This window comes from Desulfosalsimonas sp., from assembly GCF_046483245.1.
Lineage (GTDB): Bacteria > Desulfobacterota > Desulfobacteria > Desulfobacterales > Desulfosalsimonadaceae > Desulfosalsimonas.
Genome location: NZ_JAWODO010000145.1, coordinates 1 through 11343 on the forward strand (window position 1 = coordinate 1; position 11343 = coordinate 11343).

Annotated in this window: 9 protein-coding genes; 7 read left to right on the forward strand and 2 right to left on the reverse strand. The window is 53.9% G+C overall.

What is annotated here, in order from left to right; genetic code table 11:
- The coding region (locus R6U41_RS12545; RefSeq protein WP_410270179.1) for a 3-hydroxyacyl-CoA dehydrogenase family protein at positions 1-1766 on the forward strand (1766 nt) is incomplete at its 5' end.
- A gap of 35 nt (positions 1767-1801) precedes the next feature.
- On the forward strand, positions 1802-3007 hold the full coding sequence (locus R6U41_RS12550) for a thiolase family protein (RefSeq protein WP_410270180.1): 1206 nt from the start codon (positions 1802-1804) through the stop codon (positions 3005-3007).
- A gap of 119 nt (positions 3008-3126) precedes the next feature.
- On the opposite strand, the gene serC is transcribed toward R6U41_RS12550, so the two are convergent.
- Entirely contained in the window at positions 3127-4215 is a 1089-nt protein-coding gene (gene serC, locus R6U41_RS12555; protein WP_410270181.1) for a 3-phosphoserine/phosphohydroxythreonine transaminase, read from the reverse strand.
- Positions 4216-4654: 439 nt separating this feature from the next.
- Between serC and hisD the strand changes: the two genes are divergently transcribed.
- From hisD to R6U41_RS12570, 3 genes are all read left to right on the forward strand, one after another.
- A complete protein-coding gene (gene hisD / locus R6U41_RS12560; protein WP_410270182.1) occupies positions 4655-5962 on the forward strand; it encodes a histidinol dehydrogenase in 1308 nt (435 codons plus the stop codon).
- A gap of 128 nt (positions 5963-6090) precedes the next feature.
- Positions 6091-6531, forward strand: a complete 441-nt coding sequence (locus tag R6U41_RS12565) for a DUF134 domain-containing protein (protein ID WP_410270183.1) — start codon at positions 6091-6093, stop codon at positions 6529-6531.
- Positions 6532-6584: 53 nt separating this feature from the next.
- Complete coding sequence (locus tag R6U41_RS12570) at positions 6585-7448, forward strand: P-loop NTPase (protein WP_410270184.1); 864 nt, start codon at positions 6585-6587, stop codon at positions 7446-7448.
- Positions 7449-7567: 119 nt separating this feature from the next.
- On the opposite strand, the gene R6U41_RS12575 is transcribed toward R6U41_RS12570, so the two are convergent.
- Positions 7568-9664, reverse strand: a complete 2097-nt coding sequence (locus R6U41_RS12575) for a 6-phosphofructokinase (protein ID WP_410270185.1) — start codon at positions 9662-9664, stop codon at positions 7568-7570.
- A 412-nt stretch (positions 9665-10076) separates the two neighbouring features.
- On the opposite strand from R6U41_RS12575, the gene R6U41_RS12580 reads away from it, so the two are divergent.
- Together R6U41_RS12580 and R6U41_RS12585 are read left to right on the forward strand one after the other, a co-directional pair.
- Entirely contained in the window at positions 10077-10472 is a 396-nt protein-coding gene (locus R6U41_RS12580; protein WP_410270186.1) for a pyridoxamine 5'-phosphate oxidase family protein, read from the forward strand.
- A 510-nt stretch (positions 10473-10982) separates the two neighbouring features.
- The gene (locus tag R6U41_RS12585) at positions 10983-11228 is read left to right on the forward strand and encodes a Zn-ribbon containing protein (protein ID WP_410270187.1); all 246 of its coding nucleotides are present in this window, start codon (positions 10983-10985) and stop codon (positions 11226-11228) included.
- Positions 11229-11343 lie beyond the last annotated feature (115 nt).

Genomic DNA, 11343 nt, shown 5'->3' on the forward strand with positions numbered 1-11343 from the left:
AAGCCATGCACGCCATGCTTGAGCACGGCCTGACCATTCCCGAAGTGGACGCCATTTTCGGCCAGCCCATGGGCCGGCCCAAGACCGCTACATTTAAGACCGCCGACATGGTGGGGCTCGATACCATGTATCACGTGGCCAAGAATTGCTACGACATGTGCCCGGACGATGAAATGCGCGACACCATGGCCTTGCCCGCGTTTGTTGAAAAAATGGTTAACAACAACATGCTTGGCAACAAAACCAAGGGCGGGTTTTACAAAAAGGAAATCACCCCGGAATGGAAAACCATCCGCAAGGTGATTAACCCCGAGACCCTGGACTATGAAGAATACGGCAAGGTCGATTTTCCCTGCCTGGCAGAGGCCAAGAAAAAGGCCTCTCTTCCGGAAAAGATGCAGGCCATTGTTTATGCCGACGACAAGGCCGGCAAGTACGCCTGGGATGTCATGGCTACCAGCCTGATCTATGCCGCCAACCGGATTCCCGAGATTTCCGATACCATCGTGGACATCGACAATGCCATGAAATGGGGCTACAATTTTGAAATGGGCCCGTTTGAGGCATGGGAAGCCATCGGGGTGAAAAAATCCGTGGAAAAGATGGAAAAAGAAGGCCGCACCGTGCCGGAAAAAATCAAGAGGTTTCTGGATGCGGGCAACGAGACTTTCTACAAGATCGAAGGCGGCAAAAAATATTTCTATGATTTTGCCTCTGGCGCCTACAAGCCCGTGCCAGTCAGTGAAAAGCAGGTCAGCCTCTATAATCTGCGCCAGGAAAACAAGGTGGTCAAAACCTCGGGCTCCTGTTCACTGATCGATCTTGGTGACGGTGTTTTTGACATCGAGTTTCATTCCAAGATGAACGCGGTCAACCGCGAAATGATCGAGTTTATGATCGAGGCCCACCAATATGTGGCTGAAAACGGCGTGGGCGTGGTTGTGGGCAACCAGGCCTCGGGCATGCCGGCTCCGTTTTCCGCAGGCGGGGACCTGGGCTTCATGCTCGGCCTGGCAAAAGAGGGCAAGTTCTCTGAAATCGATGATTTCATCAAGACCGTGCACCAAAGCATCCTGGCTTCCAAGTACGCCCCCTACCCGGTGGTGGCCGCCCCGTTCGGCCTGGCCCTGGGCGGCGGATGCGAGGTCTGCCTGGCGGCTGACCGCGTGGTGGCCAATGCGGATCTGTTCATGGGCCTGGTGGAAGTCGGCGCCGGTCTGGTGCCCGGTGGTGCCGGCATGATGCATCTGTGGCAGAATTACATCAAGTACAAACCCCAGATTGCCGAGATCACCGATTACTCCGGGTTCTTTGTCCAGGCGTTTATGCAGGTGGCCCAGGCAAAAGTCTCCGGATCTGCGGCAGAAGCAAGAAATGCGGGTTTTCTGCGTCCCACAGACCGGATCGTATTCAACAAGGACCTGCTCATCGGCGAGGCCAAAAAGGAAGTGCTTAAGATGGTTGATGACTGCTACGCTCCGCCGCGCAAAGAAAAGTTCCCGGTGTTCGGCCGCGAGGGCCAGGGCATGATCTGGTCTGAGATGTTTAACATGAAATCGGGCGGATACATCACCCCGCACATGGAAACCATTGCCAAACGGGCCTGCTACTGCTTAGCCGGCGGGGACGTGCCCGCAGGCACACCGGTTGCCGAGGATTATCTGCTCAAGCTGGAGCGCGAAGCCTTTGTGGATCTCTGGCGCACCGAGCAGACCCAGCAGATGGCAGAGCACATGATGAAAACGGGCAAGCCCTTGTTCCTGTAACAGATATAATAACTGAAAGTTAGGAGGATATACAGATGAGAGAAGCCTATATTGTCACATCGCTCCGCACGCCGGGCTGCCGGAGGGGCAAAGGCGCATTGGCCCAGACACGGCCGGAGGATCTGCTCAAGACCGTGATAGAAGCCGTCATGGAAAAAACCCCAAATCTGGACAAAAAGGACGTTGAAGACCTGATGATCGGGTGTTCGTTTCCCGAAGCCCAGCAGGGTCTCAATATCGGCCGCGTTATTGCCCAGATGGCCGGTTTTCCGGATGCTACCTGCGGGGCCACGGTCAATCGTTTCTGCTCCTCGGGGCTGGAAGCCATTTCGCTGCAAGCCATGCGCATCAAAAGCGGATGGTGTGATGTGGCCATCGGCGGCGGCATTGAATCCATGAGTATCGTGCCCATGGGCGGCAACATGCCCCGCCCGCATCCCAAGATGGCAAAGGAAAATCCGGATGTCTACGTTTCCATGGGCATTACCGCCGAAAACGTGGCCAACCGATACAATGTCACCCGGGAAATGCAGGACGAGTTTGCCTATCATTCCCAGATGAAGGCGGCAAATGCGAAAAAGAACGGACTTTACAAGGAACTCGTCCCCACCACGGCTTCGCGTTTCGTGGAAAAAAACGGCCAGTGGGAAGAGCAAACCTTTGTCCAGGATTTTGACGACGGCATCCGGGAGACCACCACTATTGAAGGGCTTGGCAAGCTTCGCCCGGTTTTTGCCGCAAACGGTTCGGTTACTGCGGGAAATTCCTCCCAGACCACTGATGGGGCCGCGGCCACGCTGATCGTAAGCGAAGAGGCGTTGAAGAAATACAACCTCGAGCCCATTGCAAAGGTCAAAACCTATACCGTGACCGGCTGCAGAGCCGATGAAATGGGTGTTGGACCTGCTTACGCAATTCCCAAGGTTCTGGACATGGCCGGGCTTAAGGTCGAGGATATCGGCATTTTTGAAGTCAACGAGGCTTTTGCCTCCCAGGCCATCTACTGCATGCAGCAGCTCGGGCTATATGATGACAAGAGCCTGTGGTCCTCTGACAGTGACAAGCGCATTGTCAATGTCAACGGCGGTGCCATCGCCCTGGGCCACCCCCTGGGCTGCACCGGCGCCAAGCTTTGTGCCCAGGTGATCAACGAGATGAAGGAACGCGGCGTGAAATACGGCGTGGAATCCATGTGCATCGGCGGCGGTATGGGTGCTGCGGCCGTGTTTGAGCTGGTATAGACAAGACAGGGCGTCGGTTTGATACCGCCGCCCGTGTCGGAATGAAAATAAAAAGGCTGCCGGGTTTGTCCGGCAGCCTTTTTTATATGGGTTTTTCGTTTTGGCCTTTATCCGGGAGATTATTTGTTCTTGTTTTCAAATTCCTTCATAAAGGATATCAGTTTTTCAACGTTTTCCACGGTGGTGGCGTTGTAGATCGAGGCCCGGCAGCCGCCCACTGAACGATGGCCCTTAAGGCCGCCAAGACCGTTTTGGGCGGCCTCGTCAATGAATTTCTTTTCCAGCTCCTCGCTGGGCAGCCGGAATGTGACATTCATCATTGAGCGGCTGTCGAGATCCGCGGTTCCCTTGTAAAAATCGCTTTCGTCAAATGCGGAATAAAGGAGTTCCGCCTTTTTCCGGTTGATTTTCTCCATTTCCCCGAGTCCGCCAACGGTTTCCTCCAGCCATTTGAGCACCAGCTGCACCGTGTAGATGGCAAAGCAGGGCGGGGTGTTGTACATGGAGTTTTTCTCCACATGGGTACGGTAGTCCAGCATGGTAGGCAGACCGTCGGGAATGAGTTTGAGCATATCATCGCGCACGATCACCATGCACACCCCGGCCGGGCCGATATTTTTCTGTGCGCCCACATAGATCATGCCGAATTTGGACATGTCAATGGGCCGGCACATGAAATCCGAGGACATGTCTGCCACCAGGGGTACATTGCCCGTGTCCGGAAAATGATCCCACTGGGTCCCCTTGATGGTGTTGTTGGAAGTGATGTGGACAAATGTGGCATCCGGGTTAAGGGAGAGCTGCTTTGGAATGTAGGCGAAATTGCGGTCCTCGGAAGAGGCGGCCACGTTAAAGTTCTTTTTCTGGATCTGGGCTTCCTTGATGGCCTTGGTGGACCAGGTGCCGGTGTTGATGTAATCGGCTGTGCGCCCTTCTGCCAGAAAGTTCATGGGGATCATGGCAAACTGCAGGCTGGCGCCGCCCTGCAAAAACAGGACGTGATAATCCTCCCCGATGCCCAAAAGCCGCTTGGTGCGGGCCACGGCATCATTGATCACATTGTCAAAGTCGCTGGACCTATGGCTGATTTCCAGAATGGACATGCAGCAGTCCTGAAAATTCAATACATTGGCCTGAAGTTCCTGGAGCACCGGTTCGGGCAGGGCTGCCGGACCAGCATTGAAATTGCAAATTCGATTGACTTCCATAAATGATTCCTCCGGTTAATTATTGAAATAATTTTGACGGCTTTGTAAAAAGTCCAATATCTGCGTTACGCGCGATTTTTCAGAATTTCACGTACGGATAAGTACGCTGCATTCTTCAAAATCGCGCAAGCCTTGATCTTGAACTTTTTACAAAGCCGTCTGTAATCAGACTTTTTACAGGCGCAGAACAAAATAAAACATAAACATTAAGTATTACATAATTGTTAAAATAAGTCAACAATTAATGATTGCCCGAAATTGCAGGCAGTTGCATTGTTTTTTTACGGCCGGTCCATGGGCCGTAGCGGCCGGGTTGTTGACATCTGCGCGGCTTTGCCATAAAACAGAGACAAATTTTGAAGAATCCCGGAACATCCCGGGACATTGATTCGGTCAGGCCGTAAAACCGGGTTGAATCACAGCGCTGGAGCAGTGGAAAATGAAAATTTATGATTACCCATCAACCGAGGCGGAAAATCGGATTCAGGCAATTTTAAGCCGGGGCATTGATACGGGAGCGGCGGATTATCAAAATGTTTCCGCCATTGTCAAGGATGTCCGGACCCGGGGGGACGAAGCAGTGGTGGAATACACCAACCGCTTTGATGCACCTCAGATGCGCATCTCCGGGCTCAAGGTGACAACGCAGGAAATCGAGGCGGCCCGAAAGTCTGTCAGTTCTGAATTTATGGCTGCCCTTGAAACGGCTGCATCCCAGATTGCGTCCTTTCATCGCAGGCAGGTGCGCAATTCCTGGTTTACCGCGGACCGCCAGGGCGTGGTGCTCGGCCAGCTGCTCAATCCAGTGTCGGCTGCCGGCATCTATGTTCCCGGGGCCAGGGGCGGCACAACCCCCCTGGTCTCCTCGGTTCTCATGGGCGCCATTCCGGCCGCCATTGCCGGTGTCAGCCGGGTTGTCATGGTGAGCCCGCCCATGGAAGACGGCGCAATCAATGCGCATCTGCTGGCTGCAGCAGATCGGGTCGGGGTTACGGAAATTTATAAAACCGGCAGTGCCTGGGCCATAGCCGCCCTGGCATACGGTACAAAGACCATTGCCCCCGTGGATGTGATCGTGGGGCCGGGAAATATTTACGTGACCCTGGCCAAGAAAATCGTTTCCGCGTTCGTGGGCGTGGACATGATTGCCGGGCCCAGTGAAATCCTGGTGGTGGCCGATGAAGAAGCCGATCCGGGCTTTATCGCAGCCGACCTGCTGTCCCAGGCAGAACATGATCCCCTGTCATCGGCAATTCTCGTTTGTACCTCCCGGGATCAGGCCCGATCCGTGCAATCCGAGGTCCAGCACCAGCTGGCCGGGCTTTCCAGGCAACAGATCGCAGAACAGGCCATAGAAGATTTTGGTGCGGTTTTTGTGGTTCGTGATATTTCCGTGGCCATGGCCCTGTCCAACCGGATCGCACCCGAGCATCTGGAATTGCAGATCCGGGATCCGTTTGCATGGCTGCCCCTGGTTCAAAACGCCGGGGCGGTTTTTCTCGGCGCCTACACCCCTGAGCCGGTGGGCGATTACATGGCCGGCCCCAACCACGTGCTGCCCACCGGCGGTTCGGCCCGGTTTTCATCGGCCCTTTCGGTTGACTGCTTTGTCAAGCAGTCCAGCGTGGTTTATTATTCCAGGGATGCCTTTGTCCGGGAAGCCGAAGCGGTCACGGCCCTTGCAGAAATCGAGGGTTTGTCGGCCCATGCCGCATCCATTCGCCAAAGACTCAAGTCCTCGGATTGACGTTGCTGATTTACTGGCTGCATCCAGAGCCGGCAGAAGGACGGGGAAAAAGGATAAATCCGGCCTTGACAAGCGGACGGCAAGTACATATTTTATTATTTTGAGATTATACTCATAAGGTGGAGAAAATGGGGAGACCGCATAAAAAACGTAACGTGGCATACAATCCAAATGTCAGCTATTTCAAGCCCCGGGGGATTCCCATGAAGGAACTGTCGGAAAGTGTCCTGACAGTGGATGAATGCGAAGCCATCCGGCTGGCCGATTATGAAGGATTGTCCCATGAAGCCGCAGGAGAGTTGATGGGCGTTTCCAGGGCCACTTTCGGCCGGATTATCGAACAGGCTCGCAAAGTGGTGGCCGATGCCCTGATAAACGGCAGGGCCATCCGCATTGAAGGCGGTTCCTACAGATTCGTGGATACGGAGCGGCGGTTTGGATGCAAGATATGCAACCATCAGTGGGTGTTGCCGTGCGGAACCGGCCGCCCCGACCATTGCCCCGAATGTGGGGATATTGCGGTGGGCCGCGTTCGTCCGGCAGGCAATGAGCCCTCAGAGTGCCGGTAGGGCGCGGGCTTTTGAATTGTTCATTTTATTTTGCATATAAGGAGCAGGCAATCATGGAAAAGTGTCAGCAGGGCGGATGCGGATCGCAGCAAGCCCAGCAGCAACAACAACAGCAGCAGCAACAACAACAGCAGCAGCAGGAACAGTCGGTCAAGGAAACCCTTGCCAAAATCAAAAACAAGTTCGTGGTCATGAGCGGCAAGGGCGGCGTGGGGAAAACCAGCGTGTCTGTGAACCTGGCCATGGCCCTGGCAGAAAAGGGATACCAGGTGGGCATTATGGATGTGGATGTGCACGGCCCGGATGTGCCCAGGATGCTGGGTTTGTCCGGCATGCTCACCGGAGACGGCAAAAAGCTCGCCCCCATGCGCTACAGCGACCACTTGGCCGCCATTTCCATCGAGGGGCTTATGCCGGACAAGGATTCAGCCGTGATCTGGCGGGGACCGCTCAAGCATTCGGCCATTACCCAGTTTGTCTCCGACGTGGATTGGGGGGAACTGGATTTTCTGATCGTGGATTCGCCTCCGGGCACCGGAGATGAGCCCATGAGCGTGGCCCAGACCATCCCGGACGCCCAGGCCATTATCGTGACCACTCCCCAGGAGGTGGCCCTTTCAGACGTGCGCAAATCCATTAATTTCTGCAGCAAGGTGGAAATGCCGGTATTCGGCGTCATCGAGAACATGAGCGGGTATGCCTGTCCCCACTGCGGCGAGACCATTGAGCTGTTTGGCTCCGGCGGCGGGGAAAAAACCGCGCAGCAGTTCGGGCTCAATTTCCTGGGCCGGATTCCCTTTGATGCCAACATGGTTAAATCCGGCGATGCAGGCCAGTCCTATATGCGCGAGTATGCGGATTCGGCTGTGACACAGGCCTTTGACCGGATCGTGGAGCAAATGGGCAAGCTGATCTAAACCTCAGCTTAGGCGAAAGGGTTCGGCCGGAAAAAACCCGGTTCAGAAACCCGATTCGAAAAACCGGTGCACAAATCCGGGCGGGGCGCAGTGTGTTTGCATGCGCTCCGCTTTTTTGTTTATTTGCGTCCCAGTTCATTTAACACCAGGGTAATGGGCCGGGAATCCTCGCTTTCGCCTGAATAGCGTATGGGTCCGGGCTTGCGGTAACAATCCGGCCCGGGTTCGGCGGCCAACCATTTCTCCCGCATGGCCGAAAACACCCCGAAGGCCGGGGCTTCAATGTCCACAAGGGATTTTTCCAGCACCAGGGCCAGTTTCCCCTTGCGTTCCTCCAGGTGCATGAGGGGGGCAATGGGGATGCCCAACGGCGTCCAGTCGGAAAAATCCTTTTCCAGGTTTTTGATGGCTGCCATCTGCCCGGTGGCCCCACAGGCGATTAAGGCAAACACGGTTCGCCCCAGATTATAGGTGTAGGTGCAGTCAAACCAGGTGGGATCATTTCCCCGGCCGTCATAGCCGTAGAAATGGTTCTGGGTCTTGAATTTGGGCATGGAGGCCTTGTAGATTTTGTCAATGGGTTTGGGAATGTCTTTGCTTTCATCCAACACCCCTTCCCGGGTCAGGGTCTGTTTTAAGGTTTTTACCGAAACCGCGGATTTTTTGACCAGCAGAAAGGTATCATCGGTATCAAAGTTTTGAAACAGGGCCCGGCCGTAGGTTTGCGGATCCAGGCCGCCTTTTTCCATGGTTCGGGCATACCAGTCCCGTTCGATGCCGATTTTATAGACGCCCTGCTCGGCCAGGGTTTTCAGGTAATCCTTGACCAGGCCCATAATCACCTTGTCGGTCTCCACCTGGGAGAACTGGAAGTTGCCGTGGCTGTCGCGCTCAGTGAGCAGGCCTTCCTGGAAAAACGGGGGCAGGACATTAAACAGGTCGTCATCCCGGGTATTCCAGACCGTGAAAATATGGTTTTCCCGGGCCATGCGGGCCATGCGCCGCAAATAGTCCAGCTTGTCGTCCAGGGTCGGGAAGTTCGAGTGAAAATCCGTGTCATGGGTCTGGTTGTAGTCTGCGATAATGGTGTTGAGCTTGATGATAAACACCTGGATTTCATTGATAAATTCCAAAAGTCCCTCGGGCATGACAATCACGCCGTAATTTTTGCCAGCAGCCGCCCGCTTGACAATGCCGTCGCAGATCAGCCGGGAGACATGCCGAAGGGTCATGCCATAGGCGGTATAATCCACGGTTCCCTGTTCACGGGCTTTTTCGATCCGCTCCTCGTCGATGAAATCAGCCACCTCCTCGCCAATGAGCGTAATATTGGGATGGACCTGCAGGCCCACTTCCAGGGCCAGGTGGCTGGCCACCCGCCCCATGACCTTGCAGATATGCCAGTATTTCACATCCGAACTGCAGTCCGCGCACAGTCCGCTGACGTTATGGGCAAAGGCCCGGGCCGCGGTGTGAAAGCCAAAGGACATGGCACACAACAGCTCGTTGTTTTTGTCCCGTACCTGGATGTCGCCGTCAATGGTTTTGGGCACGCCAATGACCTGGATGCCGTCGTTGAAAAACTCCTGGGCCATGAATGCTGCATTGGTGTTGGAATCATCGCCGCCCACGATCACAAGGGCAGCCAGGTTCAGATCCTGGCAGTGACGGCGGGCCAAAGCCATTTTATCCGGTGTGTCGATTTTGGACCTTCCGGTGCCGATCATGGTAAAGCCGCCCAGGTTGCGGTAGGCATCGACTTTTTCCCGGGTGATTTCCACGTAATTGTTTTCCAGGATACCGTCGGGACCCAAAAGAAATCCAAAAAGACAGCTGTTTTGATTGGCCGCGGTCATGGCGTCAAACACCCCGGCAATCACGTTATGCCCTCCCGGGGCCGGGCCGCCTGAAAACACAATGCCGATGTTTAACCGCCGGTCCGAAGGTTTGGCTGCCGGGTCCGGCTGATCCGCGCCCAGAATGCCCTCCACCGGGTTGTCAATGATATCCGGCAGGCTTTCCCTGGCCGAAGGGTGGATTTGGAAACCATAACGGTTTTCTGTTTCCAGCCGGATAAAAGGGGATTTGAAGACTTCGCACACGGGGGGAACGAATCCGAGCCGTTCAGACAAGGCGGAACTGGCGCTGCTGACGGTTTTTTCAACGTCTGCCTGCGCCATGAAAGACTTCAGCGACCAGGTGCTTTTTTCGGTCATTTGTTTTTTTCTCCGTTTTTTTCCGGGTTGCCGATTTTTATATGCGGATATGTATTCAAGTATATCGTCTGATGTCGGGGTGTCAAGCATCCAGGGCAGGAGGCGGTTTGATTTTTCTGAAAAATCGGATTTTTCGCAAATCTCCTGCATTCTTTTTGCGCAGCCGTGCAATCATTGCTATATTTGGTGGGAAATATCCGAAAACGAAGCTTGATGGCACCGTAAAAAGTCCGATTCTAGATGGCGCTGTAAAAAGTTCAAGATCAAGGCTTGCGCAATTTCGAAGAATGCAGCGTACTTAGCCGTACGTGAAATTCTGAGAAACTGCGCGTAACGCAGATATTGGACTTTTTATGGCGCCATCAAGCTTATGTTTGAAATAGCAAACCATTGGATCACAAGGAGAAGAAAAATGCAGAAGGATCTGAAATCGTATTTTGAAGTAACCGAGGGTACCGGCATTCTGGCCACGGCGGATGCAGCCGGAAACGTCAACGCAGCGGTCTATGCAAGGCCTCATATACTCGAAGACGGGTCTGTGGCCATGATCATGCGTGACCGGCTGACCCGGAAAAATCTGCTGGAAAATCCAAAGGCGTCTTATCTGTTTATGGAGCAGGGACCGGGTTACAAGGGCTGCCGGCTGTATCTGACAAGAACCGGAGAGGAAAGCGATGTTGAAAAAATCCGCTCCATGAAGCGGCGGTGTCCCACCACAGATGCGGATCCGGACCAGACCGATCTGTACCTGGTTACTTTCCGGCTGGATAAGACCCTGCCCCTGATCGGTGCGGGCAATAACAAGTGATAACGGAGAGAAGAAGCCGAAAGTCCTTAAATTTAAAAAAGGTTGCTGTTCGTGCTTGGTTCTGTGATTTTCGCATGATGCCAACCCGGTGGCGGTTTGCTCCCTGCTGACCGCTTGCGCGCTCAATGCGACTCGCAAACCACCCCCGGGCCGGCATCATGGCCGACTGTGTGCAAGGCTTCACACCAAGGGGGTTCGGAGCAACACATCTAAGTAACTTTAGAAAAAGTTACTGTTATAGCTTGTTTCCGGGCTGCGATCCGGAGAAGCATTTTTAAGCAAAATCATATATTGTTATGCCGGGACAATTTTCCAACAAGTTTCCAAGAAAGCCCAAGGTCGGGGTTTTGGTTTTTGAAGCGACATTGAGCGTTTACGGAAAAATTCAGCCAATGCCGGAGCGAAAAAACCAAAACCCCGACCGCAGGGCTTTCTTCCTGAAAAACATCAAGCGATGGAAAAAACGTTTGTGAACCTTTCATTATTTTTCAAAAAAGGAGATATTCCAAAATGAAAAAATGGCGGTGCACGGTCTGCAACTACATTCACGAGGGGGATCAGCCGCCGGAGACATGTCCGGTATGCGGGGCGGATAAAAGCAAGTTCGTGGAAGTCAGTGATGCGGAAGCCAAAGAGATCCAGGCCAAAAAAAGCCAAAAGCAGCTTGAGCGGGAAAAGGCCATGGCTGAGAAGGCAAAAGCCCAAAGCCCGGGTTCAAAGCAAAAGTCCCAAGCAGGGGATTTTCAGGATTATTGATAATAGTTCTCAAGGAGACCTGTGGACACAATTCATGCGTAGTGTCAAATGCTCTGGACACTTATTCAGTCTGGTTTTTGATTTCATCGATTGGCAGTATCTGTTTGCCGTGACG

Coding starts and splice junctions, on each gene's coding strand:
- hisD (WP_410270182.1), top strand. CDS start 4,655: ATGAAAATTTATGATTACCCATCAACCGAGGCGGAAAATCGGATTCAG.
- R6U41_RS12575 (WP_410270185.1), bottom strand. CDS start 9,664: ATGACCGAAAAAAGCACCTGGTCGCTGAAGTCTTTCATGGCGCAGGCA.
- R6U41_RS12585 (WP_410270187.1), top strand. CDS start 10,983: ATGAAAAAATGGCGGTGCACGGTCTGCAACTACATTCACGAGGGGGAT.
- R6U41_RS12550 (WP_410270180.1), top strand. CDS start 1,802: ATGAGAGAAGCCTATATTGTCACATCGCTCCGCACGCCGGGCTGCCGG.
- R6U41_RS12580 (WP_410270186.1), top strand. CDS start 10,077: ATGCAGAAGGATCTGAAATCGTATTTTGAAGTAACCGAGGGTACCGGC.
- R6U41_RS12570 (WP_410270184.1), top strand. CDS start 6,585: ATGGAAAAGTGTCAGCAGGGCGGATGCGGATCGCAGCAAGCCCAGCAG.
- R6U41_RS12565 (WP_410270183.1), top strand. CDS start 6,091: ATGGGGAGACCGCATAAAAAACGTAACGTGGCATACAATCCAAATGTC.
- serC (WP_410270181.1), bottom strand. CDS start 4,215: ATGGAAGTCAATCGAATTTGCAATTTCAATGCTGGTCCGGCAGCCCTG.